Origin of the sequence: Runella aurantiaca (assembly GCF_003339505.1) — a bacterium.
Classification (GTDB): domain Bacteria; phylum Bacteroidota; class Bacteroidia; order Cytophagales; family Spirosomataceae; genus Runella; species Runella aurantiaca.
The window spans coordinates 290,688-317,257 of record NZ_QPIW01000003.1; the positions used below are offsets into that span (position 1 = coordinate 290,688).

The following is a 26,570-nucleotide window of genomic DNA, read 5'->3' on the forward strand; positions in this document are numbered from 1 at the left end:
AATTTAGCAAAACATTAAACAAAAATCCAAATTATTTTTAAATAAATCTGTAGATATTAAATTTTGTCGTCAGTTTTTTGGACTAAAAGGGCTATTTTTATATTGGTTTAGTAATATTTTGGTATTATTTTTAGGTAAAATTTAGGTTTTTATCTTTAAAAAGTTCAAAAAAATACATTTGTTTAACGTATGACTATTAACGTTAAACAAATGTGAAAGAAAAATAAGTGTTTGGTTTTTGTTGAGAGTTAATTAAACAAAAATCTACATTTGATACAGAAATTGGAGAGGGTTAGAATACAGAAACGGGTAGTTGAGTTTATCCAGTAATTTTTGAGAAGAGACGATTTTAAAAGGATTGATTTCACCAGTAATAAACGTGGGTGGCTGATAGCCAAAAGGGGTACAACTCGCAAGGTACACTTCTCGACGGGTAGGGTGCATTGGTGCCACTACGTTGTAAGTTTCATTCCATACCGATGGGTTTTGTAAAAAAGCCTTGATGACCCCGATGACATCGTCCCGGTGGATGTAATTGACGGGAACTTCGCCAGTGGTGAGGTTCTTTTTGCCTGATACATATTTTGCGGGTATGCGTTCGTACCCCATCAAACCGCCGCAACGCAATACAAGCCATTCTTGGGGCAGTGATTGAATCAATAGTTCTGCTTCGGCCAAGGTGGGGGCGGCTGATTGGCTGGGATAAACCACATCTTCTTCCTTTACTTCTCGGTTGAGCTCAGGATAAACGGAGGTGGAACTGATATAAATGACCCGTTGGGCGGGGCTATCTTTCATCAACTCTATCAAATGGCGCATTTGGGCCGCGTGAAAATCAGGCCCTGCGCGCTCCAGTCGTGGGGGAATGTTGACAACCAGCACGTCGCAATCCAGCAAATAATCCCAGCCGATGCCCTTGGGTTCGGGCGTAAGTTGGAGCCATAGCGGTTCAATCTGAAGGGCACGCAAAACGGCCAATTTTTCGACGCTCGTCGTGCTTCCTTTTACGGTATGCCCTTCTCCGACAAGTTGTGCGGCCAGCGGAAGACCCAGCCAGCCGCATCCTAAAATGCTTATTTTCATGGTTTTTCAAATCTTAAAACCGCCCATTGATTGAGGGTTTTTTGGGCGATTAATCGAAGATTTACTTCTTCGGCTTTTTGAACAATATCGGCAATGTCAAATTCGTAAAATCCGCTGACCATCAGCGTGCCGCCATCAATCAGAAACTCGGTGTAGGTAGGAATTTCCTGCAACAAAATATTTCGGTTGATGTTGGCTAATACAATATCATACGTAGCAGCGGGGCAATCGGCAATTGTTCCCTGAAAAACGTGAATGTGCGTACAGCCGTTCATGGCGGCATTTTCTACCGCATTGAGGTAGGCCCATTCTTCAATGTCAAAGGCGGTGAGTCGGTTAGCACCTAGTTTCTCGGCCAGAATGGCTAAAATTCCCGTGCCACTTCCCACGTCCAGCACCGATTTTCCTTGATGGTCGAGCAAAAGCTGTTGCTCCATCACTAGTGTGGTGGTTTCGTGGTGGCCCGTTCCAAACGACATTTTGGGGTCAATCACAATGTCGTACTCAAACGCTGGGTCGGGTGTGTGGTAAGAAGCCCGTACCCGAATTCTGCCTGCCACCTCAATCGGCTGATAATTGCGTTCCCATTCTTCGTTCCAGTTTTTGGTTTCGAGTTGTTGGGATTCAAACGTAATGGTCGTCATGGATTGGTAGCGCTCAATGATTTGTTGGAGAGCGTCTAAGTCAAAGCTTATATCAGGAATATACGCCGAGAGGCCGTCGCTGGACTCGACAAAGGATTCGTAGCCAATCTCGGCCAATTCGGCCATCAAAATGTCGTTATAGTCTGGATTGAGCGTTAAGCGTGTTTCAATATAAGTAGCAGGCATCTTGGTAAAAATCTTGTTTTTGGTAAATAATGTAAGGTATACCCCGAGGTTGAATGTTTATCCGTAAAGGGAGACAAAGGTACGCCCAATCTGATTTTAAATTACATTTGCACAAATCATTCGTTCCAATGTTTTACGCTGCACCTACTAAAGTTCCTTTTCAACAATTAACCCTTGATTTTGAGGGAGAATTCTATTTTGACAATTCGGTTACCCACCAGGCCATTCGACGATTGTATTCAACCGATGCTTCGGTATACCAAGAAATCCCGCTGGCGGTTGCTTTGCCCAAAACAGTAGGTGATATTCAAAAACTCATTTTGTTTGCTGTCGAACACGGCCTCACGCTTATTCCCCGAGCTGCGGGAACCTCCCTCGCGGGCCAAGTGGTAGGCGAGGGAATTGTGGTGGATATTTCTAAATACTTTGACAAAATTCTCGAAATCAATACGGAAGAACATTGGGTGCGCGTGCAGCCAGGCGTGATTCGTGACGACCTCAATGTGGTCTTGAAGCCCTATGGTTTGATGTTCGGCCCCGAAACGTCTACTGCTAACCGTGCGATGATTGGCGGGATGATTGGTAATAACTCTTGCGGGCTACACTCCATCAGTTGGGGCGCTACCCGCGACCATTTATTGGAAGTTAAAGCCTTATTGAGCGACGGAAGCGAGGTTGTGTTTGGCGGACAATCGGTTTTCCATCAGGCAGATTCTCTGCGGGAGCGGATTGAGGAAGGTCTTTCGTCACTTTTGTCAGATGCAGGCAATCAAAAACTTATTCGGGAGAAATTTCCTAAAAAAACGGTCACCCGCCGTAATTCAGGCTACGCGCTTGACGCGCTACTTGACGCACCAAACGGCTTGAATCTCCCCAAACTTATTGCGGGCTCAGAAGGAACCCTGTGTTTTATTACCGAAGCCAAACTTAACCTTTTGCCGTTGCCACCCGCCCAGCTTGGATTGCTGTGTGTGCATTGCCAGTCGCTGCATGAATCACTGCTGGCAAACGGTATTGCCATGAAACACACTCCGTTGGCGTCGGAATTGGTGGATAAATACATCATGGATTTTACCAAGGAGCACAACGAATACCGCCATAATCGCTTTTTTATTGAAGGTGATCCTGCGGCGATGCTTATGGTAGAATTTGGCGCAGAAACCCGCGCAGAAGTAGAAACAAGAGCGGAAAAATTGGTGGCTGAACTGAAGCTCAACGGCTTAGGATATGCGTATCCGTTACTGTTTGGCGATGAATCCAAAAAAGCCTGGGATGTGCGCAAAGCAGGCTTGGGCCTAATTCGAAATTTGCCCGGCGATTTGCAGCCCGTCAACCTCATCGAAGATTGCGCCGTGGCGGTGGATGATTTGCCAAATTATATCGAAGATTTGGGCGAAGTGCTCAAAAAACACCAAGTGCACGCCTCGTACTACGCCCATGCGGGAGCAGGCGAGCTGCACGTGGAGCCGATGGTCAACCTAAAAACTTCGGAAGGCAAGGCCAAGTTTCGGGCTATTTTGGCCGATACGGCCGTGTTGCTCAAAAAATACAACGGTTCTCTCTCGGGCGAGCACGGCGACGGCCGCCTGCGCGGCGAGTTCATTCCGTTTATGATGGGGGAGGAGGTGTATGGGTTGTTTCGGGAAGTGAAAAATTTGTTTGACCCGCAGGGGGTATTCAATCGGGGGAAAATTGTGGATACACCACCGATGAACGAATTTTTGCGTTATCAGCCTGACCAAAAAGCCTCTCATATCGAAACGGTCTTTGATTTTTCAAAACAAGAAAGCTTGTTAAGATTGGCCGAAAAATGCAGTGGTTCGGGCGATTGTCGCAAAACCCACATCACTGGTGGGACCATGTGCCCGAGCTACATGGCAACGCGTCGTGAGCGGGACACAACCCGCGCCCGTGCCAATATGCTGCGTCATTTTTATACCGAATCATCATCCGTCGATGCTACGGCCGAAGAAACCAAGGAGATTTTGGACCTTTGTCTATCCTGCAAAGGTTGCAAGTCGGAGTGCCCGTCGAGCGTGGATATTTCCAAGATGAAGGCGGAGTTTTTGCAAAGCTATTACGATAAAAACGGCGTGCCGTTTCGGTCGCGGCTAATTGCCAATTTCTCCCAACAGATGCGTTTGGCAAGCATAGCGCCGTGGGCTTATAATTCCATTTTCGGCAATGAATCATTGCGGCGCATTGCCAACAAAGTGGTTGGATTTCATCCAGACCGAACCATGCCCATGTTGGCAAAAACAACCCTTAAAGATTGGCATAAGGCAAGAACACAAAGCGGAGGCAAGCGGGTGTATCTTTTCTGCGATGAATTTACGAATTACAACGACGTTGAAATAGGCCAAAAAGCAATTTTATTGCTCGAAAAACTAGGCTATGAAGTCATCATTCCCCAACACGTCGAGAGCGGCCGGACGTACCTTTCAAAGGGCTTGGTGAAAGAGGCAAAGAAAATAGCGATTCAGAATGTAGAAATGCTCAAAGGTTTCATCTCAGACGACGCCCCTTTGATTGGCATTGAGCCTTCGGCTATTTTGACTTTTCGGGATGAATACCTCGATTTGGTTCCTGAAGAACTTCAAGAGGCCGCCCAAAAATTAGCCAAAAATGCCTTGCAGTTTGAAGAGTTTATTGCGCGAGAAATTGACGCAAAACGTATTCATCGTCAACAGTTTACGAATGAACAAAAAACCATTAAATTGCACGGGCATTGCCACCAAAAAGCCTTGTCGTCGCTGATGCCGAGCAAAAAGATGCTGTCGTTGCCCGAAAATTATACCGTTCAGTTGATTCCTTCGGGTTGTTGCGGCATGGCGGGTTCTTTTGGCTACGAGGAGGAGCATTATGAGTTGTCGATGCAAGTGGGTGAATTGGTGCTTTTTCCTACGGTGCGTCAACAGCCAGAAGAAGTCATTATTGCCGCGCCAGGCACGAGCTGTCGCCATCAAATTAAAGATGGTACGGGACGCAAAGCCAAACATCCGATTGAGATTTTGTGGGAAGCATTACGTAGTTAAACAAACATGATTATGCGGTATTTACTCCTTTTGCTGGTTTGCTGTTTGCGGAGTTTTGCCCAGCCAAATGTGCATATTCAAGGCTATTTTGAGGGTTTTCCTTCTTCGCAATATCAGATTTTTTTGGATACGCCTTTGGGCTTTTCTCCCTACGACCCCGAAGCGGTGTTGAAAGAGCGCACCGACGAAAGTGGCTGTTTTAAAGCCGATTTATGTATTGAATCGCCCCAAAAAGTAACGGTTGAATGTTTAGGCTACCGCGTTGATTTTTTGCTCAAACCCAACGACACCCTTTACTTTATCAACCCTAGCCGGTCGTCTTTTCCCGTTGTAAAAGGCCCAACGGCTCGTTTACACCAGTTTTTGTACGGGAGTTTGCTGTTTGGGCAGGATTCTCTCCGGCGCAAACCCCTCTTTCAACACATGTCGTTGGAGGATTATTCGTTTGTTATCAATGATCTTGCTACGGAGTCGGCCGAACGTTTTCAACGCGAGCATGATACCACAAACCACCAGATTTATGCGTATGTTTTGGCGTCGTTGGAAGGGCAAAAATATTTACGCAAACAAACCTACCTCCGGAGTTTGGGAGACCTTTCCAAAAATGAGTCGATTAGCCTCAAAACAATGGACGACGAAGCCCTTATTTCGGATATTTACCGGGAGGCTTTGTATTCGCGGTGGCTGGGTTTTCTTCCTGGGCCTTTTATGAACCGAAATGCCGTGGTGCAACTCGACAGCACGGTGTGGGAAGGAAGGTATAATTCAATCTATGAAGGACTGCGTAAATTTCCCCAAACCCGCGAATTGATGCTTGCCAAAACCGTACAAAGGGCGTTTTCTCTGGCTCACTTTTCACCCGAAAAAGAATACACGGCGGCGCGAAAATTGTTGGAACGGTTTAAAGAAGATTTTCCAGAATCGCCTTACTGTAATGCCCTGCATCAGGAATTTCTCGCAATATTGATAAGACCGAAGATAAAGAATTAACCTGTGGGCTGAATGGGTATCGACGATTTTCAGTCAATCAGTTTGTGCTTAATGGCAAACCGCACCAAGCCTACTACGGTGTTCAGGCGTAATTTTTTGAAGATATTTCGGCGGTGGGTTTCAATGGTATTGATGCTGACATTCAGTTGTTTAGCGATGGCTTCGCTGGAAAAATCATGTACGATAAACCGGATAACTTCGATTTCACGCTTGGTTAAATGAGGAACCCCGTTCACTATTTCGTGGCCATTGGGGATTTGTGGGTTGGGAATAGAAGACAGTTGCTTTTCTATATCACGGCTAAAGTATCGCCTTCCTTCGTCTACTTCGGTCAAAGCTTTTCGCAATTCGTCGGGAGAGGCACTTTTTAGGATATATCCACATGCTCCCGCCAGAATAGCTTCACGAATCTGTGAGGCATCTTCCACCATGGTCAGCAAAATTACCTTTATGTGGGGGAATCGTTCCTTTACACGCATAGTAAACTCAATACCGCCCAAAAGAGGCATATTGAGGTCAGAAACGACGATATCGACGGGCAGCTCTTCCACTAGACGGAGTGCTTCTAAGCCATTCGTTGCTTTGGCAACAATCTGAACCCCTTCTTTTTTTTCTAAGAGAGCTGCCAGGCTTTCAAGCAAAATCAGGTGGTCATCTGCCAACAATACGCGCATAGAAGGGTACTTTTTCCTGAAAATATAGAATCTTTTTGGATTTAAAGTTAAATTGATTCTCAAAAATAAATAGAACTGTAGTTAAGTCGTTGATTTTAACGGGACTTCCCCAAAAGGCGCATGATGGTTGTTCGCTTTCGTCTTGATATAGGAATGGAAGTGCCGTCGGTCATTAAGATAGAATGACTGTGCGGATTTATCCCCAAAATATACCGACTGTTGATAACATAACTCTTGTGGACCCGCACAAATTGTTGAGGGAGCCGTTCAAGGTAAATACCCAACGACCGACAGGTAATGACTGGTTGTCCTTTTACGGGGATAAAGCGGGTGTAATTTCGAACACCTTCCAAGCGCATTATACTTTCCAAGTCGAATGAAAAGAGATGCTGATGGCCCAAATCCGCAGAAATGAATAGTTGTGGATTCATAATAATCAATGTTAAAGTTTTTAAAATAGTAGGGTAAAGATTCTAAGGAAGTAGGGTAAAGATTTGAGTACCCAAATTTCATACAAGATTAGGCAAGGCGCAATACTGGAATTCCGGTATTTTTATCCTAAAAGGGCGTTTATTTTTCTGAATTTTGCAGTTTTTTACCTCAATGGTCTGTTGATAAAGAAAAAGTCTATGCAAAACACTCGTTTTGGCACGTTCAATTGTAGAGGGCGGCGTTGAGAAAATTATGCTAAATAGCATGACCAACTGTCGTTGAAATTTGCCAAGTAAAGTCGAGAAAAGGAAGAAAAGACAGCCTGACTGAAACGAATTAAGTTGGCTGATAAATGATGCACGCCTTTAAAAAATTTAGGGCCGCCGAGAGCACACAATTGTATGCTTTCGGCGGCCCCTTTCAATCTCTTGGTTATTGCTTAATTGTCGTAGAAATCCAAGACGCTCTTTTTTTCTTTGGTAGCTAAGTCAATAATGTCGAAGCGTTTTGCGCTGGTGTAAGACCCCATGTCAGAATCGCTGTTGATCAGGATGGTTCCAAACAATATCACGTACTTGCAGTGGTAGTTTGTCTTTTCGACCAATTCATGGATACGTTGGTCAATGGCCTCATAGATTACTTCGGTTGCCTCATAAAGGGGTACGGCGGCGTTGAGAATTCGGTCCTTTTGACGGAGCAATATTTGCTCAATGGTGTTCATCTGGAAGTCCATTTCGGTCACGTTTCCTTCCATAATTTGATTGTTCACCAGTTTATTGAGCGCACCTTTGGCGGCTCCGCAGCATCCCGAATTTTTAGCTTGACCGATGCGCTTAATCTCACCGATGACTCCTTCTTTGGTGATGCCGATGTGGGGCCCGTAATAGATAAAGACCGCGCCCTCGTCGGGTACGTGGCTGGCAAAGGCCCCCATGCCCGTAAGGCCCGTAAAAGGAAAACCATCCAAGCCGCCCATTTTGAAAGGCCCCAAAAACTCATGCGCTCTGGATGGATATTGAATGGCGTTTACATCATCGCTGCAAATACTGTCGGCCAGCATGATTTGGCCAGGTTCTAAATCCAAATGCTCTTCCAGAAAGTCGATGAGTTTGTTTACACTGTCAATCGTGGTGACGGCATTGGGATAATAATTTCTTATTATCGCTAATTTTTCTCGTTTTTTCATACTTGCGAATGGCTAAAAAGGTTTTGATTGGGGTGTTAAGAAAATGCTAAGTGCTTCAGTACGCTTTGAATGGGTCGTTTATTTACAAAGTAAAAACGGAAAAGGAAGTAAAGATAATTTTATCCTAAAAAAAACAATTTGCGCGGCTTTTATACCCATAAGTCACGGGGTAATTTGGAGACGTAGGGGCTTGATGAAAAGCAAAAAAGCCGCTATCAACCCTCATACACCGTTTGATAACTATTGTTTGTTTTTCTCAAAAAAACCAGTTTATCTTTGGCACGCTATACGTTTTGGGCGTACAGCTCTTCTACCCTGCTTCTTGATGAACGAACCATTGACAGCCCGTACCCAAAGGCTGTTCATCAGATGCTATCTATCTATCTATCTATCTATTTATGGTAGAGGTTGCTGATGAACACCTCATAAAGTGTTTAAGTATCTAAAAATCAAAAAAGATGACAGCCCAGTGCCCGCAACCAGACCATTTCGACCCATTGAACAGATTAGACATTTTTCTGCTCCGCCAATCTATTTTTCTCTCCCCTCAGGAACTCAATGTGCTGTATTGGGCCAAAGAAGGCAGGAACAATCGGGAGATAGCCGACCAATTGGGCACGGCCATCTGTACGGTGAAGAAGCACAAAAACAACCTCATCGCTAAGCTCGGTGTGGAAGGAAAGGCGGGCTTGCAGCAATTTTTGTTTCATGCCGCCCAAAATGTACCTCCTATTTTGTAGTTCAACCGTTGGTGCTGATACGCAGCATTACCGTTGTTTTTTCAACGTTTAGAAAAACTCATTTTAATCAATTTCATGCCTGCTTAGAGAGTGTCTGTGCAAGCAATGGTTTATAAATGAGCTATTTAAATAAATATTGAATGCCGAACAAAACAGCCGCTGACTCCCCTGCCGAGGAGTTGGAAAAACTGAAACAACTGAATACCTTCCTGCAACGCAGGTCGATTGCGCTCACGCCGCAGGAGTTGAAAGTGCTCTACTATGCCATTCAACGCCGCACCAATGCCGACATAGCGGCGGCTTTGGTGGTAAGTCTCGCCACCGTAAAGACCCACAAAAACAACCTTATTTCAAAATTGGGGGTAGCAGGGAAGGATGGTTTTCAAAAATTTTTGTTGGAAATGGCCCATTATCGCCTCTAGGGTGGAGAAAAATTCACCCTAGGGTTGAGGCGCGGCAAAAATCTTTTGCGGAGATTTGCCCCTGACTATTGCGCAATAGTGAGTTCAAAAAGAAAAAGCCACCCCGACTTTGGACGGCTGCGGTGACTTTTTCAGACAGTTCAAACAATTTTTTAACCATTTAAACCAGTACAAATGTATGAAAAAGTATGTTGTAGGATGGGCTCTTATTGTTTTTTTTACGTTTGGTTGTCAGCCTTCAAAAGAAGAACTACGGCAATTTGATATAAACGTAACTAACAAAACGCATTTTAGCGCAGCTAGAAAACCTGCAAACTCGGATGAGATGCTTGATTTAATAGCCCTAGTTGTTTCTGATATTATTAGGGATAAAGAAATGAGAAAATTTATTAAAAATGAGGCAAATCGTAAGATTGATGGTGATTTTGATATTCCATTTCAATTTGTAAAATCTAAAACGGTGCCCAATAAAGGTAACTTCAGGGAAATCTTTATTGAAAAAATGCAAAAAATATTTAGTAGTTCGATTCTTGCACAAAATCAATTGAATGAAATAGAGGAAGCTATCCCGCTTTTAAATATTTCTGTACCTGTACATATTGATAAGTGGGATACGGAAAATTATTTACCCTTAGTGGCAATTGTTCCATTTGATTTTGAAGAAAGTACTCATAAAAAGTTGAAAGCGTTTGATATAGAAGGGAATATACATTGGCTAGATAGCCAAAAAGAGCCTGATTTGCCAGTAATTGTTATTGGGCAAAATGAGAGATTAATTTTACAGGAAGATGGGAAGTTAAAATTGAACAACTCACTTCTAAACTCTGAGAGAGTTCAGCAGAATTCTCAAAAAAAACAACAGAATCTACGGACTTCCTCAATTTGCAGTTTTCCTCAGCGAGGAGATAACGAATATCTGTATATAACAGGAATGTCTTCTGATGATATTTCTCATTATGAATCCTGGGCAAATGGTGCACCTGAAATATGGTTAAAAGTTTATGCTCCTGCTAATGGGACAAATTTTTCATCATTAGGTCAAATACGTGATTTAGGGCATAGCGGAGATTGGGAACCTTCTGTTCGTTCTAAAATAAATGGCGGGCAATGGTGGAGAGTTCAGCAATCTATAGCGTATTGGGAGTCCGGTACACTGGGTGGAACTTTATCTTTTTCTTTCATGGAAGTTGATTGGGGCGATTTTTCACAGGATATAAATATTGGGGGAAGTTTTAAAGTAATAGTGCCCGGAATAGGAGAATCTACCAAGAACCTTAGCACAACTTTCAAAATCAGGAATCATGATGATCATATAGGAAGTATTCTTGTTGATCAGTATGCATGTCCTCCTATGAACTGGACTGATTTTTGGTATTATGATGTTAGTCCACATTTTCAAATGACTCTAAATCCATATGTTGTGTCTTATGCCCAATGGTAAATATTCAGTTAAAATCTATTTTCTTATTTACTTTATGAAGACCAAACAACTCTTGCTTTTGTGTACTCTGACAGGGCTTCTTGGAAGTTGTGAATCGGCAGATGTTAAAATGCGAAATAAAATGGAAGGTGATTGGAGAATCCGGTCGGCGGTTTATAAGCGTATTGCGAACCCATTAAATGCCGATTCTGCCGTTGTGTATCAAAATGCGACTATCCACTTTGAGAACTGCCGTAAAGGAGGATGTGGAGGTTGGTATGATTTTTCAAATGGTGAAAAAGTGTCTTTCTTTTACTATAATCAGGCAACTGAAAATACATTTTTTCTTAATTTGGGTAGTAAAGGAAGTGAGAATTTAGAGAGTTTACGACCCCTTATCAGTTTAAATGGTGAATGGGAAATAAATTGGGAAGATGAAAAAAATATCACATTACTCGGGAAGATTGCCTTCAAAGATAAAAATGGGAGTGTCAATATTTTAGGGACGCATGAAGCTAAAATGTGGTTGGAAAAATAATGTCCTTCTCCTATGTTTTTAAACCCAAACAGCCCGCTTCATCGAAGCGGGCTGTTGCTGTTATGGGAATTATTACTGAAAATTACCCTTGCGAAAGTGCTTCGGCTCCACCGACAATCTCCAGATGTAACATTTTCACAAATTTTTGTTGGAAATGGCCCATTATGGCCTCTAGGGTGGAGGCGCGGCAAAAATCTTTTACGGAGATTTGCCCCTGACTATTGCGCAATAGTGAGCTTTTTTAGTTTTTCAGGAGCTGTATAGGGTACCTTCCCTTCTTTGATTTTACTTAAACAACGCAGAATGAAACAAATAGTTTGGACATTATTGCTTGTATTTTTCTGGAGCAATTGCTTTGCACAACGAGTATTTGTAAAAGGGAAAGTTATAGAAAAAGAAAGCGGAGAAGCGGTAGTAGGGGCAATTGTCTACTTAGAAAATAAATCACAAGGGACAACAACTGATCAATATGGTCATTTTGTGTTATCTGGTTTAGCTGGGAGTTTTGATATTATATGCAGCTATCCAGGGTATGATAGATTTTCATTGTCCACAATTCTTAAAAGAGATACTTCATTAATCATTGATTTGGTCTCTACTACACTTGAGGAAATAGTCATTAAAGAAACAATGCCAAATCGACAGGCAGGTTTTTTGAATATTCCTGTTTCAAAACTTAAAAAGTTGCCTATGCTGTTAGGGGAATCAGATATTTTGAAAGCTCTGGCAATGACGCCCGGTGTTATGACGGGGCAGGAAGGAACATCAGGTCTATATGTGCGAGGAAGTAGCCCTGATCAAAATTTGGTATTATTGGATGAAGCCCCGATGTATAATACTTCTCATGGTTTTGGTTTTTTGTCGGTTTTTAATCCAGATGTTGTAAAAAATGTCGATTTGTACAAGGGGAGTTTTCCTGCTCGTTTTGGAGGACGGACCGCATCAGTAATTGACCTAACAATGAAAGAAGGCAGTAATCAGAAGAAAAAGAAAGAGTTGAGTCTAGGCGCAATTAATTCTCGATTCTTGTCAGAAGGCCCCATTATAAAAAATAGGTCTTCTTATTTGATTGCAGGAAGGCTCATGCATACGGCTTTGTTACAGTTGCCTAAACACATCAAGTTGGTTACAGGGAAGTCTGTGCAAGATTTTGTAAGTTTTTGGTTGTATGATTTAAACGCCAAAGCCAATTATATCTTTAATGATAAGAGCCAGTTGTTTTTCAGTATTTATTCTAACTATGATTTCTTTAAAAATGCTAGTCAACGTAATGATGTTAGAAATTCGAGTCTTTTAAAATGGGGGAGTATGACGTCTTCACTGCGATATAATCGTACACTTTTACCAACACTTTCTTGGCGCATAATTGGAACTTATAGTCGATTTAATTACCAAATGCAGACTTATGAAGAACGTAAAACGAAAGACGAAACGATTACTAATCAGTTTTCATTAGATAACTCTATCAGAGATTGGGGGATTAAAACTGTTATTGAATACACCCCTTCCAATGATTATACAGTTCAATTGGGAGTAGACCATATTTTCCATCGTTATTTCCCTGGTCAGATAAGAGCAACTTTGGATAATAAACCTTCGGCTATTTCTGCCAATAATAATTCCCCAATTTATACCCAAGAATCCGCCTTTTATACCGAAAATAATTGGAAGAAAGGAAACACTCACCTTAGTGCAGGAGTGCGATATTCAATATTAAACGTTGACAATCATATTTATTCAAATTGGGAGCCTCGTATTGCCTATACGTGGTCCATTTCTCAGGCGCACAGCATAAAAATGGGGTACTCTCGTATGCAACAGTATATGCATCAGCTTACTTCAAATGGGGTAGGATTGCCCAACGACATTTGGGTTCCTGCTACCTTAAGCGTGCCTCCGATACGATCTAATCAAGCAGATATAGGTTGGTATTATGTGTTGGATACTAAGAATATCTGGCAATTGTCAATCGAAAGCTATTATAAAAAAATGAGCGATTTGGTAGATTATCAGTACGGGTCGGATATTATTGTTGATTATCAAAAAAATTGGCAGGACATCGTAATTAGTGGAGTACAGGGCAAATCATTTGGCATAGAATTAATGCTTCAAAAAAAGCAAGGAAAGTGGAATGGATGGATAAGTTATACTTATGCTAAAAGTGAACGCCAAACGCCTCAAATAAATAATGGATTGTGGTATGCATCAAGATATGACCGTCGGCACAATATTGCTTTAATCGCAAATTATCAGCTTACTTCAAAGTGGTCTTTTGTGGCGAACTGGGTCTTCCAAACAGGGTATCCCGTTACATTGCCTTCGGCAGCATATATTGATTACTTAGGCAATTTATCCCCTTACTATGAGGGGCGTAATCACTCCCGAATGCCGAATTTTCACCGACTTGATTTAGGTGCTATTTATCGTTCTAAAAATAATAAAGGGAGAGAGTTTGGATGGAATTTTGGGTTTTATAATGCTTACAATAGGAGTAACCCATACTATCTGGAAGTAATAAGAAATTATCAAAAAGTGGATGAAATGCTTGAAATAACGCGCCTCAGTGTGGTAAAAAAAGCGTTATTCCCAATACTGCCTTATTTTTCATACCAAATTTACTTTTAAGTCATGCGTGCACATTGGCTATATATTTGTTTGGCGATTATCCTGTCATTGGGCGCTTGCCAAAATCGGAGCTTATTTGTTTTACCACTTCCGTCGGTAAAAATTGTGCTTAATAGTACATTAATAGCCAATCAATTCCCTTCAGTTTATGTAGGAAAAACTTGGGCCGTTACGGACCAAAAACCCGATAAAACATTTTATGATAATGCACTTGTAACTCTTTGGGAAGATGGGGATAGGGTTGGTACATTAATGCTCAAAAACGGAATGTATGAATTACCAAGTTATATTCTAAAACCAGAAAAGACTTATGTCATTGAGGCGGAAGTGCCTAACATTGGTAAAGCTTTGAGTGCTCCTACTACAATTCCACCAGATATTATTTTAGATAAGCCTATCACAAATTTTAGGTTTCAATGGACAAAGCGCGAAATAACGTTAAATCAACCCGCCCTCATTCAGTTATTGATTCATAATAATGCTCCCAAAAATAGTTACTACGTGACATCTGGAGTCGCATTTAGTAAAGGGAAAAAAATAACTTTTGCACCGATTGCTACCGAAAATATAGAGATTAGCAGTTCAAATCTGGATTTTGGTTCAAATAAATGTTATGCTTTCTTTCCAGAATTGTCAGGCATACAAGGAAAACGTTCAATTGGCTATAATAGTCAATGCTTCACTTCTTCTGAAAAAGAAATAGGTTTAGTGGTAGATCAAGCAGGGCGGATTGAAACTACAAATGCCTTTGCGGATGAAATTAGAGTTTATGTTGCGGTTTATTCTGCTGAGTATTTAGCGTTTTCAAAAGCGGCACAGGCAATTGAAGGAGCGGATAATGCATTCATCGAGACTAAGCCTACCTATTCTAATGTGAAAGGAGGAATCGGTTTTGTTACTGCAATAAATAGCATTGAAAAATCAATCAAAATACCATAAAAACAATTGTATGTCAGTTGGATTATTAACCAATAATAGTTCAGTTCCAATAACAACAACAGCCCGCTTCGTCGAAGCGGGCTGTTGCTGTTATTGGAACTATTACTCGAAATTACCCTTGTGAAAGCGCTTCGGCTCCACCGACAATCTCCAGGATTTCCTTGGTGATGGCGGCTTGGCGTGAGCGGTTGTATTCTAGGCGCAGGGCTTTGATGAGCTCTTGGGCGTTGTCCGTTGCTTTGTCCATCGCGGTCATTCGTGCTCCGTGCTCAGAGGCGTTGGATTCGAGCACCGCGCGGTACAACTGGATTTTGAGCGTTTTAGGAATCAAATCGGTCACGATTTGCTCTTCTGAAGGCTCAAAAGTATAGTTAACGTTGGACGTAGTGGCCGTTTTCAAATCATTTTTTGCTTCCGGAATCGGCAAAAGCTGATCGGCGCGGATGATTTGGGTGGCTACGTTTTTGAACTCGTTGAACACCACTTCAACGGCGTCGTATTTGCCAGCTTCAAAATCGGCCATGATGCTTTCGGCCGCTTCTTTCACCACACCAAAGCTCAAACGGGTATACACATCCATGAAGTCAGTATTTACCTTGAACCCCCGGCGCAAAAATGCCTCGCCGCCTTTTTTACCCAAAGCCAATATTTCTACGTTGCCTTTGGCGGCTTGCGTCGCGTATTTTTCCTGAATGAGGGCCACGGCGGCTTTGATGACGTTGGTATTGAAAGCACCGCAAAGTCCACGGTCGGAGGTAACAGTGACAATCAACACTTTCTCGACGGTGCGCACTTGCTTGTAAGGGCTTTCGGCGGCGGTTTCGGTTCCTGCCGATACCGTAGCGAGCATTTCGCCCAACTTCTTGGCGTAAGGGCGCATCTGGATGATGGCGTCTTGCGCACGGCGAAGCTTAGCGGCGGCCACCATTTTCATGGCCTTCGTGATTTGTTGCGTCGAGTTAACCGACGTGATTCTATTGCGAACTTCTTTTAATGAAGCCATTTTTTTACAGTTATCTGTTATTTGTTAATAGTTATCCTTGGGGGATAAATCTATTTTAACTTAACTTACTTTTTTGATTCATGCAAAGGCTTGCCTTTACTGTAAACTGTTGACTGGCAACTGTACACTTTTTTTACTTGACTTTGCGCAGCCAAATACTCGAACCACGGCCACGGGTGGCGTAGGTGGGCATATTTTCGGCAAGCCAATCGGCATGAAACGTCTGGAGGAAATCATTGTGGAACAATATCTCAAACGTATCCTGATACATCAAAAACGCGCGCAAACTGTAGGCTTCATTCCAACCAAAACGTCCGTTGCCGTCGATAACCCAAGCTTTGGGGTACTCAAACGGATAAAATACGTCGTGAACGTGAATGATAACGCCCGGTTTGAGGCGCGGAAAGATTTCGAACAAAAAGTAATTGACGTCGCTGCCCGTTTTTGATACGTGGGTGGAGTCGATAAAAAGAATATCGTTCTCGGCCAGTTTTTCAAAATACTCGACGGGAATATCCTGCAACGTTTTTTCAAAAATCGTCGTTTGCTGACGATCGGCGGGGGTCAACAACGAATACAAACGGTCGGGATAAGGCTCAATAAACGTAAATTTTACGCTTTGATTAAGAAACCGCTCGTTGGTATCTAGCATCACCGCCGACGAAAATCCCGACCCTGCTTCCATGATTTGCTTGGGGCGGAAGTGCCGCATCATGCAGTGGAGGGTGGTGGCATCGGCGTGGATAAAATACTTGTTGACAAAATAATACCGAAAGCCATCTTGGGGAGTATCGGTAAAAGGCACCGACGGAAAGTACGATTTTGCGAACGTATTCATCAACGCTACTTGTTCCGCTTCGCGGAGGTCGAGGCCCGGCAACGTGCGCGGGGGCGCGGGATAAATCTGTGCTTCACGTTTACGTACTTCATCTACGGACACGATGGGGCTGTAAAAGTGCCCCGCCGGAACCCGCGTGCGGTACTTACCGATAAATCGGGCTACGTCCCCGATGAGGGGCGTAGCCTTGACGATTTCTTTGATGCGCGACATTTAGCTCAATTATGCGTATTTGGCGGCTAATTCGCGACCAACTTTCTTAATAATATCGGTGACAGAATCATCCAATTTACCAGCAGCCAGACTCGGAAGTACTTCTGGATGAACGGCTTTCAATAAATTGATAAACTCTGTGTCAAATTCTCTTACTCTTGAAACGGGCACTTTGTCAAGCACACCGTTGATAGAAGCGTAAATGATGGCTACTTGGTCGCCAACGCTTACGGGAGAGAACTGACCTTGTTTGAGGATTTCTTGGTTACGACGACCGCGCTCAATCGTCAGTTTGGTAGAGGCATCCAAATCAGAACCAAACTTAGCAAATGCTTCCAATTCACGGAACTGGGCTTGGTCCAACTTAAGCGTACCCGCTACTTTCTTCATGGACTTGATTTGCGCGTTACCCCCTACGCGAGATACCGAGATACCTACGTTGATGGCTGGGCGGATACCTGAGTTAAACAGGTTGGATTCCAAGAAGATTTGTCCATCCGTAATTGAAATTACGTTGGTAGGAATATAGGCCGAAACGTCGCCAGCCTGTGTTTCGATGATCGGAAGGGCGGTCAATGAACCTCCACCTTTCACTTTGTCTTTCAACGAAGCAGGTAAGTCGTTCATGGTTTTAGCGATTTCGTCCGAAGTGGTAATCTTGGCGGCACGCTCTAGCAAACGGCTGTGGAGATAGAAAACGTCACCGGGATAAGCTTCACGGCCTGGAGGACGACGAAGCAAAAGAGAAACTTCACGGTAAGCAACGGCTTGTTTTGACAAGTCATCATATACTACCAACGCAGGACGGCCCGTATCGCGGAAGTACTCACCAATGGCCGCACCCGTAAACGGAGCAAAGAACTGCATTGGCGAAGGGTCAGAGGCAGAGGCCGCTACGATAACGGTATAATCCATGGCACCGTACCGGCGGAGGGTAGCTTCTACTTGCTTAACGGTAGAGGCTTTCTGACCGCAAGCTACGTAAATACAATAGACGGGTTCGCCTTTGTCGTAAAATTCTCTTTGGTTGATGATGGTATCAATACAAACGGCAGTTTTACCCGTTTGACGGTCACCAATCACCAATTCGCGTTGACCACGACCGATTGGAATCATGGCGTCAATCGATTTGATACCCGTTTGAAGTGGCTCAGTCACTGGCTGGCGGTAAATTACCCCCGGTGCTTTACGTTCTACTGGCATTTCAAAGGTTTCACCTTGGATAGGCCCCATCCCGTCGATAGGTTCGGCCAATGTATTCACTACACGTCCTACGATACCGTCTCCTACTTTAACGGATGCGATTTCGCCAGTACGCTTTACGGTATCGCCTTCTTTGATTTCGTTTGACTCACCGAGCAATACGGCTCCAACGTTGTCTTCTTCCAAGTTGAGCGCAAGGGCTTTCAGGCCATTTTCAAATACGAGCAATTCACCCGCTTGTACTTTTGTCAGGCCATAGATACGAGCTACCCCGTCGCCCACTTGCAGTACCGTACCTACTTCTTCGAGTTGGGCGTCGGTTTTTGCACCGGCCAATTGCTCCCGAAGTATCGCCGAAACCTCATCCGGTCTTACAGCTACCATAGTATGTTTGTGTTTATTGTTTAGTATTAATAATCGATTCGTGAATTGTGGCGGGCCTTTGGGTATTTAAAATTGAATAACCTCCGTCTTTCGCTTACAACTACGTTTAAATTTGCCGCAAAATTAGTGATAAATTTGCTTTGTTAGCATCGGTCTTTATAAAAAATATACAATTTTTTGCTAAAGTCCCGGTAGATGCCCCAAATGCCTCAAATAGGGGTTTTATTGGGCGAAGATTATAAACATATCCACCAACCGATTGTTGTACTAATTGATGCAAAACCAATCGATGTATCGGTAAAATTTTATTTTAGAATGGGTTTTTGTTTTACCTTTAGCTTACTTTTGCCTCCTTAAATTTTTTTTCAGACAAAATAAGGTGGTATGAAGCCCGTTGCCGTTGTAATTCCCCTGTACAAGTCTGTTTTCAGTTTGCACGAAAAAATCTCTTTTACGCAGGGACTACAGGTATTAAAAGAGCATCCGATTGTTATTATAAAACCTTTTTCGCTGGATATTGCGTATCTATTGGAGGAATATCCGCAACTGAAAGTAGAAAATTTTGACGACGATTACTTTAGGAGTGTTCAGACATATAATCGGTTGATGCTTTCGGCGGAGTTTTATGAACGTTTTAGCGACTTCGAATACATCCTGATTTACCAATTGGATGCTTTTGTGTTTCGCGATGAGCTTTTGGCGTGGTGTCGACAAGGATATGATTACATCGGAGCGCCGTGGCGAATCGAGCGTGATTTTAGTTCTGTGACCGACCGCGTCGTTTTTGGTCTCAAAAAGCAGTTAGCGATTTGGTTTGACCTTCGCGACAAACAACGTAATAATCAGCCGCTGGATGTGACGATAAAATTTACGGTAGGTAATGGCGGGTTTTCGTTGCGAAAAGTCCAAAAAATGCTGGACATTGTGCGCAATAACCGTCCCAAAATTGAAGAGTATTTGGCAAAAAAAGGGTCATTTTACAACGAAGATGTTTTCTTTTGCATTGAAATGAACCGGTATATTCGGCAAGTGAGCTTACCCCATTGGCGCAAGGCGCTTCGTTTTTCGGTGGAAGATTTACCTTCCAAAGCCTTTATTTTAAACGGGAACGAACTTCCGTTTGGGTGCCACGCATGGGATATCCACGAATTAGAATTTTGGAAACCCCATTTTGAAAAGTTCGGACATAAACTATAACGGATGAAGCGGCATTACAGCGGTACCCCTCGCGAGACCATTCCACTACGCATTCTGGATTTCTTCATTGATATCTACGTGCGGTGGTTTTATCGTAAGCGGGAAAAAGCGCCGATTTCTGCCGTTCCCAAAGTGCTTATTGCTTCATTAGGCCACATGGGCGACGCCCTGACAGTTTCGTATTTGTTTCCTATTATTCGCCAAAAATATCCCAATGCAATCATTGATATTATCTCGCCGAGTTGGTGCAAAGCAGTCAATGAACACAACCCTTACGTTCGTCATACGCTGGTGATTGATCATTATTTGAGCAATCGAAATAAAATCGGGTTTTGGCAAAAACTCAAACGGCATTACCAAACATTTCAGCAAGCGCTGCCTTTTTTGCGCGATGAACACTACGATTTTTATTTGGATGTTCGTACCTCTTATGGGGTGTCTCATTTTGTGTTACCTTTTACGAATGTCAAAAAAGCCGTGGGTTTTAACCGGCGTGGTATGGGTGGTTTTTTGGATGTTGAGCTCGAAATTCCGCAAAAAGATGGCAACTATCACCATTTTGAGGCTTACAGGGCTTTGTTGAAAGAAATAGGGGTTGATACAAAATTGGAAGAAGTCGTGCCGTATTTTACCATTGATGCGTCAATCACTTGGGAGCAGGTTCAGTCAAAATTACCATTGTCTGTTACGAAACCTTATATTTTGTTGTTTCCCGAAACGGGAGAGCCTCATCGGCAAATGTCGAATTCGTTTTGGGTCAATGTGCTGAAAGAAGTCCTTGAAAAGTCTGATTATTCCGTGGTATTGTGTGGACAAACCAACCTGTCGGCGCAAATTGTGAAGGGGATTGACCGAGCAACGGCGTCTCAATTTTCGGAGAAAGTCATTGATGCCTCAAAAAAACTATCCATTCAGGAGTTGGCTTTTTTATCCACAAAAGCGGAATGCGCACTTACGTTGGACTCTTTTCCCGAACATCTGTGTTGCATTTTTTGTGAAACAATTACCATTTATAAAGCTTCAGGACTTCCTTTCTTTCCCATTGCCAATTACCCCGTATTGCTTTTTCATACGCATTTTCTAAGCAAAAACGCAGCGTATGTACGTCGAAACGTTACGGTGCATTACCGTGAAAAAATCGAGACTCCCGAAGTGAGTCAATTGATTGTGGCGAAAATTACGACTGAAAAAAAAGTGCTTTAAATCCCCGTAATGGAGGTGTTTTTTATTCCAATACATCCCCGAGGGCCGTCATAAATATACCTCTAGGGGAGGTGTCTTGGTCGGCAAAATAATGGTAATTCCCTCTTATCCATTCCCTAAAAACGGGTACTAGACGCAACATTCTATTGCCGGGAAGGCTGGCTCTTACGGTCAAAAAATGCAGTTTTTCTTCCACTATTTTCAGGTTTTTATTCTCCTTCGGAACAATGCGCTGTAAGTGGTTATACAAGGTCTGCAATTCCCGCTGTCGTTGCTGGTACGGAATCAATTTTTGCTGATGCGGCCTTGCTAACCGCTGGGTTAGGCTCAGGGGGACTAAATTTTTTGGTCGGGTACCCACTTGCTGAGCGGCATGTTGCCGGTAATTTACGAGAGGTTCGGGGATAAATTGGATTTGTTCCAAAACCGACGCCACAAACGCAATCCACGTATCGTGCAGAAAATCGGGAATATCGAGGGGAAAAGGCAGTAATTGATTCAGAAATGATTTGCGGAGGGCCATGGTGCAGCCTGCCACACGGTTGCCGATGAGCATTATCCTAATACTTTCTCCTTGTCGCCATTGTTGAAGTTGGACCGATTGAAGTCGTACTACATCCCAAAAAGTACTCTGAAAGGGTTCTCCTTGTTCATTGATTAAAAGCGCGTCTGAAAATACGACATTTAAGGAAGGGTTCTGCTCCAAAAATGCCGCCATGTGCGCAATCTTCTCGGTGTGCCAAACATCATCTTGGTCGCATAAAAACAAGGTGTCACCTGTGCATTGAGTCAGTGCTTTTTCAAAATTTTTGGTGACACCTACTTGTTGCTCGTTCACAAAAACGCGCACTTTGAAAGGGGCTGTCAGCGCAAATTTGTGTACTAAATCGACTGTATTGTCCGTAGAGCGGTCGTCATAAATCACCAACTCATCGGGCAGTTGTGTTTGACGGGCTAAGCTCTCCAATTGCTCCCATAAAAACCGCTCTCCATTGTAAGTACACAACGCGACGGAAATCAGTGATTTATTGGTAGACATACTTAAGAAAATATTTTTTGTAAATGTACTGAAAATGAAATGATTAGGATGCGTTTAATAATCGAAGTAAACGCCGGCATCCGGCAACGATTACGCGTTTGAGGGCTTTGTTTTTTTGATAAAAGTAGGACGGATTGTGGTAGGCATTGGGCAAAGAACGAAAATCAGCATCTCGGTTATCAATCAATGCCTGTTTATATACATCATACAATGGTTTTACGTCGGGGCGATTGGCAAAAGTATATCTATTCTGATGCACCGATACATCGTCGGGATGGGAGAGATGATACCCGCTGAAATGAAAAAACAGCAATGGAAACGTATTATTTACCCAAAAACGGCCTTTTTCGTGCGTTATTTTTCGCTCGTGCATATTCCAGTAGGCCACATTGTAACCGAGGTTTTTGCTAATCAGGGCTGTTGGATAAAACAGCGGCACGTAGTTGAGCCACAGTTGATCCACAAACATCCCTTCGGCAAAATCATGATAGCCTTCGTGCCAAACGCGGTCCTGCCACCAGTTCAGAAAATGCATTGATTCTTCGCTGCGGCGCAGGGCAAAAAAGCCGCCGTTGTACAACCCTGCATTGAGAAAATTACGCAATCGGGGTAAGCCTTCGGTGGTAATTGGCGCGGTAACGTGGGGCGTAATGACGATGTTGTGGTTTTCTAAATCATCTTCGATGGCGTTCAGATTATCAAAAAAGAGAATGTCAGAATCGAAATAAAGCAGTTTTTGTACCGCAGGATATTTTTTCAATAACCAACTTGCCAGATAAGGTTTGGCCAAACAACTCAACTCAAAAGGGGTATAGCGGTCAAAAAGCGATTCAAAGTCAGGTATCTGCTCCTTATTAATTTCAACAAGATGGTATTTTTCAACCGAAGAAACATCTCGCTGGTTAATTTTATCAAAAAGCCCAATCACAACCTGATATTCGGGGTTATGTCTCACAAGGCTGTCGGCCATGGTTTTGGCCTGTGCTAAGTGACTGAATGTACAAATGGTAAAGGCAAGACGCATCAGAAAAGCGGTAGATTTTGGGCAAAAATAAACGCTTCTTTCGAGTTTCGAGCAGAGAAAGTCGATATTTGATTATTCGGGAAAGGGCAGATGGGCATGATAAAATGCAGAGCAGGTAAAATATCGTGCGGAGTGTCGTATTTTTGATGCTTTAAATGATTGACCTAATGATGAAAAATAAATGGGGAATCTGGTTGGCAGCCTTGCTGTTTGGGAGTGGCTGTCAATCGGAGCCTACACTTTTTGAACAACTTGACGCTTCCGAAACGGGAATTACGTTTACCAATCAGTTGACCGAAACCGAAACGGCCAATATTCTGGCCTACGAGTATTTCTACAATGGCGGCGGGGTAGCCGTGGGCGATTTTAATAATGATGGTTTACCCGACGTGTATCTGACGGGAAATCAGGTGCCTAATAAACTGTTTATCAACCGAGGAAATCTCAACTTTGATGATGTTACTGAACAAGCTGGTGTAGCGGGGCGTACAGATTCGTGGAAAACGGGGGTGACGCTCGCCGACGTAAATGCGGATGGCTGGCTGGATATTTATGTGTGCTATTCGGGTAATTTTCCCGCTGAAAAACGTAAAAATCAGCTGTTTATCAACCTTGGTTCAACCCATAAATTACAAAAACAAGTCCAGTTTAGGGAGCAGGCCGAAGCTTACGGTATTGCGGATGCGGGCTACTCCACCCAAGGGTTGTTTTTTGATTATGATACCGACGGAGATGTGGATTTGTTTGTGCTGAACCACAACCTACGCGGGTATCAGCGCAAGGAAGCGGCCTACCTCAAAAAGGAATTTGACGCCGACGCAGGCGATAGGTTGTATCGAAACGACAGTGGACATTTTACCGATGTGACCAAAGATGCGGGCATCATCAGTAATGCGCTAGGGTTTGGGTTGGGCATTGCAACTGGGGATTTTAACGGCGACAACAAACCCGATTTGTACGTGTGTAATGACTATGTAGAAGAGGATTATGCTTATTTAAACAACGGCGACGGAACATTTTTGGAACGAGGAAAGGAGATGATGGGGCATTTTTCGTACTCGACGATGGGTGTGGATATTGCAGATGTCAACAATGACGCGTTGCCCGATATTTTTACGACCGATATGCTGCCCGAAGACAACCGTCGTCAGAAAATATTGTCGTGGCCCGACAACTGGAATGTGCAGCAGGCAATGCTCGAAAATGGGTTTCATTGGCAGAATATGCGGAATATGTTACAGATGAATCAAGGCTGGATGGAAAACGGAAAAAGGAGTATGGAACAAGGGGTAAATCGCCCTGAATCAGCCCGCCGAGAATATCCGCTATTCTCCGAAGTGGGTCAATTGGCGGGTGTTCAGGCTACGGACTGGAGTTGGGCGGGGTTGTTGGCTGATTTTGACAACGATGGGCTGAAAGATTTGTTTGTCTCTAACGGTTTTGTACGGGATTATACTGATTTGGATTTTGTGAAGTATTATGCCGACGAGCAAATGAATGGAGAAGGCCAGAAATCAAAAAAATCGTTGTTGGACCACCTTCAAAAAATGCCTGCTACCCCCACACATCACTATATTTTTAAAAATGCAACGGCAAAAGGCAATCAGGTTCAGTTTGCTAATAAAGTCAAAGAATGGGGTTTTGAACAGACCAACATCGCCTGTGGAGCCGCGTATGCGGATTTTGACCAAGACGGTGATATTGACCTCATTACGTGCAATACCAACGAGCCGACAAGCCTCTACAAAAATCAACAACAGGAACAACAACCGCAGAATTTTGTCAAAATCAAACTGAAAGGTAATGGTGCAAACGCGTTTGGGATAGGTGCAAAAGTGTACGTGTATACCAATGGGCAGGTTCAATATCAGGAGTTTACGCCCACGCGTGGATTTCAAGCCTGCATGTACGACGACCTTCATTTTGGTTTAGGTAAAAACCCAAAAATAGATTCTGTTCGGGTACTTTGGCCGAGCAATAAAAGTCAACTGCTGACCTCGTGTGCGTTGAACAAAACCCACTTGGCTGAAGAAAAAAAAGCCGTGCCGTTTGAGCCAGCACTGCTTTTACCAAAGGGCAATCCGATTTTCAAAGAAACAGATGCCTTGGATTTTACCCACCACGAAAATCCCGCCATTGATTTCAATACGCAGATTCTGCTGCCGTACCTTTATTCTTCTGGTGGCCCTCGAATGGCCCAAGGCGATGTAAACGGGGATGGATTAGAAGATGTGTACGTGGGCGGAGCGACCGACCAAGCGGGGCAATTATTTTTGCAAACAAAAAAGGGTCTTTTTACGCCAAACACGCAGCTCGCTTTTGAGACCGACAAAGCCTTTGAAGACCGAGATGCGGTGTTTTTTGATGCCGATGGTGACCGCGATTTGGATTTGTACGTAGTGAGCGGCGAATACGACGTAAACTACGCCCAACTTCAGGACCGCCTCTATCTCAACAACGGAAGAGGTTCGTTTAGTCGCAGTTTGATGGGGCAAATCCCCGAAATCATGCTCAACAAAACCTGTGTGGAAGCCTTTGATGCTGATGGGGACGGGGATATGGATTTATTTCTGGGCGGTGGAGTCCAAACCGCCAATTTTCCGTATGCCAACGAAAGTCACCTGTTGCAAAACGATGGAAAAGGGCATTTTGTCATTGCCCAAAAATGGGATTTAGGGTTGGTGACGGATGTTGCCGTGGTTGATATAAACACCGATAACGCTCCTGATATCATCGTTTCGGCCGAGTGGAAACCGATTCAGGTGTTGGAAAATCAGAAAAAGAGTTTGCATTTTACTCTTTCGACTTTGCCTTCCATTGGGCTTTGGAGCAGGATTGCTCCAGCGGATTTGGACGGTGATGGTGACGTTGATTTTGTGGTGGGAAATGTGGGGTTGAACACTGCCTTAAAAGCCACTAATGAGCAACCAATGACATTGTATTACGACGATTTTGACCAAAACGGCCGCCTTGACCCGTTTATTGCTTATTTTAACCAGGGGCAAGCCTACCCATTGGCGGGGCGAGATGAAGCCTTGGAGCAATTGGCACCGTTACGTAAAAATTTCATCGACTACAAATCCTATTCAACCGCCACCGCCGAAGAAGTGCTGGGTAAAGAATGGACTACGCGTGCCGTAAAACTAAACGTCAATGAGTTGCGGACGGGAATATTCATGAATGAGAAAGGAAAATTAACCTTTAAACCTTTGCCTTTGGCGGCCCAAACGTCGCCCGTATATGCCATCGCTACGGCTGATTTTGACAGTGATGGAAAAACGGACATTTTATTGGCAGGAAATCAATCCAACTTCAGGATTCGTATCGGCAAAACTGATGCAAACCAAGGCGTTATTCTCAAAGGGAACGGTAAAGGAGATTTTGAATATTTGCGGCAATCAGGATTGGCGTTGAATGGGGATGTGCGTGATGTGCAAACCATAGGGAATCAATGGATTTTTGGGGCCAATAATGGGAAAGTGCAAACGTATTTTTTGAACCGAAAACCCGCAAAATAATAACTGTAAAACCGCAAAAGTATAGCTCACTTTT

The 26,570-nt window shown here is 43.4% G+C and carries 21 protein-coding genes; 11 read left to right on the plus strand and 10 right to left on the minus strand.

What is annotated here, in order from left to right:
- Positions 1 to 264 precede the first annotated feature (264 nt).
- On the minus strand, positions 265 to 1,083 hold the full coding sequence (locus tag DVG78_RS06520; protein WP_114460247.1) for an SDR family oxidoreductase: 819 nt from the start codon (positions 1,081 to 1,083) through the stop codon (positions 265 to 267).
- A complete protein-coding gene (prmA, locus tag DVG78_RS06525) occupies positions 1,080 to 1,913 on the minus strand; it encodes a 50S ribosomal protein L11 methyltransferase (RefSeq protein ID WP_114460249.1) in 834 nt (277 codons plus the stop codon). Before prmA ends, DVG78_RS06520 begins: the two co-directional genes overlap by 4 nt.
- Before the next feature lie 128 nt (positions 1,914 to 2,041).
- Here prmA and DVG78_RS06530 point away from each other — a divergent pair, with 128 nt between their 5' ends.
- Positions 2,042 to 4,948: an FAD-binding and (Fe-S)-binding domain-containing protein gene (locus tag DVG78_RS06530; protein WP_114460250.1), complete on the plus strand. Its 2,907-nt coding sequence runs from the start codon at positions 2,042 to 2,044 to the stop codon at positions 4,946 to 4,948.
- A 12-nt stretch (positions 4,949 to 4,960) separates the two neighbouring features.
- Positions 4,961 to 5,938, plus strand: coding sequence for a hypothetical protein (locus DVG78_RS06535; RefSeq protein ID WP_147277007.1), 978 nt, complete (start codon positions 4,961 to 4,963; stop codon positions 5,936 to 5,938).
- 29 nt (positions 5,939 to 5,967) lie between these two features.
- Here DVG78_RS06535 and DVG78_RS06540 read toward each other — a convergent pair whose 3' ends face one another.
- The 3 genes from DVG78_RS06540 to DVG78_RS06550 all read right to left on the minus strand — a co-directional run bounded on the left by DVG78_RS06540 (position 5,968) and on the right by DVG78_RS06550 (position 8,230).
- Positions 5,968 to 6,612: a response regulator transcription factor gene (locus tag DVG78_RS06540; RefSeq protein WP_114460252.1), complete on the minus strand. Its 645-nt coding sequence runs from the start codon at positions 6,610 to 6,612 to the stop codon at positions 5,968 to 5,970.
- A 95-nt stretch (positions 6,613 to 6,707) separates the two neighbouring features.
- Positions 6,708 to 7,043: a LytR/AlgR family response regulator transcription factor gene (locus tag DVG78_RS06545; protein ID WP_114460254.1), complete on the minus strand. Its 336-nt coding sequence runs from the start codon at positions 7,041 to 7,043 to the stop codon at positions 6,708 to 6,710.
- A gap of 440 nt (positions 7,044 to 7,483) precedes the next feature.
- On the minus strand, positions 7,484 to 8,230 hold the full coding sequence (locus DVG78_RS06550) for an LCIB family protein (RefSeq protein ID WP_114460255.1): 747 nt from the start codon (positions 8,228 to 8,230) through the stop codon (positions 7,484 to 7,486).
- A gap of 458 nt (positions 8,231 to 8,688) precedes the next feature.
- Here DVG78_RS06550 and DVG78_RS06555 point away from each other — a divergent pair, with 458 nt between their 5' ends.
- The 6 genes from DVG78_RS06555 to DVG78_RS06580 all read left to right on the plus strand — a co-directional run bounded on the left by DVG78_RS06555 (position 8,689) and on the right by DVG78_RS06580 (position 14,914).
- On the plus strand, positions 8,689 to 8,970 hold the full coding sequence (locus DVG78_RS06555) for a helix-turn-helix domain-containing protein (RefSeq protein WP_114067545.1): 282 nt from the start codon (positions 8,689 to 8,691) through the stop codon (positions 8,968 to 8,970).
- A gap of 140 nt (positions 8,971 to 9,110) precedes the next feature.
- Positions 9,111 to 9,392 carry a response regulator transcription factor gene (locus DVG78_RS06560; RefSeq protein ID WP_114460256.1) on the plus strand — a complete coding sequence of 94 codons (282 nt, stop codon included), beginning with the start codon at positions 9,111 to 9,113 and terminating at the stop codon, positions 9,390 to 9,392.
- 178 nt (positions 9,393 to 9,570) lie between these two features.
- On the plus strand, positions 9,571 to 10,833 hold the full coding sequence (locus DVG78_RS06565) for a DUF3103 family protein (RefSeq protein ID WP_114460257.1): 1,263 nt from the start codon (positions 9,571 to 9,573) through the stop codon (positions 10,831 to 10,833).
- Between the two features lie 34 nt (positions 10,834 to 10,867).
- Positions 10,868 to 11,350, plus strand: coding sequence for a hypothetical protein (locus DVG78_RS06570; protein WP_147277008.1), 483 nt, complete (start codon positions 10,868 to 10,870; stop codon positions 11,348 to 11,350).
- 303 nt (positions 11,351 to 11,653) lie between these two features.
- Positions 11,654 to 13,975: a TonB-dependent receptor gene (locus DVG78_RS06575; protein ID WP_114460259.1), complete on the plus strand. Its 2,322-nt coding sequence runs from the start codon at positions 11,654 to 11,656 to the stop codon at positions 13,973 to 13,975.
- Positions 13,976 to 13,978: 3 nt separating this feature from the next.
- Positions 13,979 to 14,914, plus strand: a complete 936-nt coding sequence (locus tag DVG78_RS06580) for a DUF4249 family protein (RefSeq protein ID WP_114460260.1) — start codon at positions 13,979 to 13,981, stop codon at positions 14,912 to 14,914.
- Positions 14,915 to 15,026: 112 nt separating this feature from the next.
- On the opposite strand, the gene atpG is transcribed toward DVG78_RS06580, so the two are convergent.
- The 3 genes from atpG to atpA all read right to left on the minus strand — a co-directional run bounded on the left by atpG (position 15,027) and on the right by atpA (position 18,555).
- Positions 15,027 to 15,917, minus strand: coding sequence for an ATP synthase F1 subunit gamma (atpG, locus tag DVG78_RS06585; protein ID WP_114067538.1), 891 nt, complete (start codon positions 15,915 to 15,917; stop codon positions 15,027 to 15,029).
- Between the two features lie 133 nt (positions 15,918 to 16,050).
- Positions 16,051 to 16,968 (minus strand): class I SAM-dependent methyltransferase, encoded by a 918-nt coding sequence (locus DVG78_RS06590; protein ID WP_114067537.1) that lies wholly within the window; start codon positions 16,966 to 16,968, stop codon positions 16,051 to 16,053.
- A gap of 9 nt (positions 16,969 to 16,977) precedes the next feature.
- Complete coding sequence (gene atpA, locus DVG78_RS06595) at positions 16,978 to 18,555, minus strand: F0F1 ATP synthase subunit alpha (protein ID WP_114460261.1); 1,578 nt, start codon at positions 18,553 to 18,555, stop codon at positions 16,978 to 16,980.
- 384 nt (positions 18,556 to 18,939) lie between these two features.
- On the opposite strand from atpA, the gene DVG78_RS06600 reads away from it, so the two are divergent.
- Together DVG78_RS06600 and DVG78_RS06605 are read left to right on the plus strand one after the other, a co-directional pair.
- Positions 18,940 to 19,752 carry a DUF5672 family protein gene (locus DVG78_RS06600; RefSeq protein WP_114460262.1) on the plus strand — a complete coding sequence of 271 codons (813 nt, stop codon included), beginning with the start codon at positions 18,940 to 18,942 and terminating at the stop codon, positions 19,750 to 19,752.
- Positions 19,753 to 19,755: 3 nt separating this feature from the next.
- A complete protein-coding gene (locus DVG78_RS06605; protein WP_114460263.1) occupies positions 19,756 to 20,955 on the plus strand; it encodes a glycosyltransferase family 9 protein in 1,200 nt (399 codons plus the stop codon).
- Positions 20,956 to 20,977: 22 nt separating this feature from the next.
- Here the strand turns inward: DVG78_RS06605 and DVG78_RS06610 are convergent, their stop codons facing one another.
- On the minus strand, positions 20,978 to 21,994 hold the full coding sequence (locus DVG78_RS06610; protein WP_114460265.1) for a glycosyltransferase family 2 protein: 1,017 nt from the start codon (positions 21,992 to 21,994) through the stop codon (positions 20,978 to 20,980).
- Between the two features lie 43 nt (positions 21,995 to 22,037).
- Positions 22,038 to 23,018 (minus strand): glycosyltransferase, encoded by a 981-nt coding sequence (locus DVG78_RS06615; protein ID WP_114460267.1) that lies wholly within the window; start codon positions 23,016 to 23,018, stop codon positions 22,038 to 22,040.
- Positions 23,019 to 23,185: 167 nt separating this feature from the next.
- Here DVG78_RS06615 and DVG78_RS06620 point away from each other — a divergent pair, with 167 nt between their 5' ends.
- Positions 23,186 to 26,536: a VCBS repeat-containing protein gene (locus DVG78_RS06620; protein WP_229598152.1), complete on the plus strand. Its 3,351-nt coding sequence runs from the start codon at positions 23,186 to 23,188 to the stop codon at positions 26,534 to 26,536.
- The last annotated feature ends 34 nt before the right edge of the window (positions 26,537 to 26,570 follow it).

What these genes read in the sequence shown, in the direction of transcription:
- DVG78_RS06555 (WP_114067545.1), top strand. Translation starts at nt 8,689, where the DNA reads ATGACAGCCCAGTGCCCGCAACCAGACCATTTCGACCCATTGAACAGA.
- atpG (WP_114067538.1), bottom strand. Translation starts at nt 15,917, where the DNA reads ATGGCTTCATTAAAAGAAGTTCGCAATAGAATCACGTCGGTTAACTCG.
- DVG78_RS06605 (WP_114460263.1), top strand. Translation starts at nt 19,756, where the DNA reads ATGAAGCGGCATTACAGCGGTACCCCTCGCGAGACCATTCCACTACGC.
- DVG78_RS06580 (WP_114460260.1), top strand. Translation starts at nt 13,979, where the DNA reads ATGCGTGCACATTGGCTATATATTTGTTTGGCGATTATCCTGTCATTG.
- DVG78_RS06545 (WP_114460254.1), bottom strand. Translation starts at nt 7,043, where the DNA reads ATGAATCCACAACTATTCATTTCTGCGGATTTGGGCCATCAGCATCTC.
- DVG78_RS06620 (WP_229598152.1), top strand. Translation starts at nt 23,186, where the DNA reads ATGATGAAAAATAAATGGGGAATCTGGTTGGCAGCCTTGCTGTTTGGG.
- DVG78_RS06560 (WP_114460256.1), top strand. Translation starts at nt 9,111, where the DNA reads ATGCCGAACAAAACAGCCGCTGACTCCCCTGCCGAGGAGTTGGAAAAA.
- DVG78_RS06610 (WP_114460265.1), bottom strand. Translation starts at nt 21,994, where the DNA reads ATGTCTACCAATAAATCACTGATTTCCGTCGCGTTGTGTACTTACAAT.
- DVG78_RS06575 (WP_114460259.1), top strand. Translation starts at nt 11,654, where the DNA reads ATGAAACAAATAGTTTGGACATTATTGCTTGTATTTTTCTGGAGCAAT.
- prmA (WP_114460249.1), bottom strand. Translation starts at nt 1,913, where the DNA reads ATGCCTGCTACTTATATTGAAACACGCTTAACGCTCAATCCAGACTAT.
- DVG78_RS06615 (WP_114460267.1), bottom strand. Translation starts at nt 23,018, where the DNA reads ATGCGTCTTGCCTTTACCATTTGTACATTCAGTCACTTAGCACAGGCC.
- DVG78_RS06565 (WP_114460257.1), top strand. Translation starts at nt 9,571, where the DNA reads ATGAAAAAGTATGTTGTAGGATGGGCTCTTATTGTTTTTTTTACGTTT.
- DVG78_RS06540 (WP_114460252.1), bottom strand. Translation starts at nt 6,612, where the DNA reads ATGCGCGTATTGTTGGCAGATGACCACCTGATTTTGCTTGAAAGCCTG.
- DVG78_RS06600 (WP_114460262.1), top strand. Translation starts at nt 18,940, where the DNA reads ATGAAGCCCGTTGCCGTTGTAATTCCCCTGTACAAGTCTGTTTTCAGT.
- DVG78_RS06550 (WP_114460255.1), bottom strand. Translation starts at nt 8,230, where the DNA reads ATGAAAAAACGAGAAAAATTAGCGATAATAAGAAATTATTATCCCAAT.
- atpA (WP_114460261.1), bottom strand. Translation starts at nt 18,555, where the DNA reads ATGGTAGCTGTAAGACCGGATGAGGTTTCGGCGATACTTCGGGAGCAA.
- DVG78_RS06530 (WP_114460250.1), top strand. Translation starts at nt 2,042, where the DNA reads ATGTTTTACGCTGCACCTACTAAAGTTCCTTTTCAACAATTAACCCTT.
- DVG78_RS06570 (WP_147277008.1), top strand. Translation starts at nt 10,868, where the DNA reads ATGAAGACCAAACAACTCTTGCTTTTGTGTACTCTGACAGGGCTTCTT.
- DVG78_RS06520 (WP_114460247.1), bottom strand. Translation starts at nt 1,083, where the DNA reads ATGAAAATAAGCATTTTAGGATGCGGCTGGCTGGGTCTTCCGCTGGCC.
- DVG78_RS06535 (WP_147277007.1), top strand. Translation starts at nt 4,961, where the DNA reads ATGCGGTATTTACTCCTTTTGCTGGTTTGCTGTTTGCGGAGTTTTGCC.
- DVG78_RS06590 (WP_114067537.1), bottom strand. Translation starts at nt 16,968, where the DNA reads ATGTCGCGCATCAAAGAAATCGTCAAGGCTACGCCCCTCATCGGGGAC.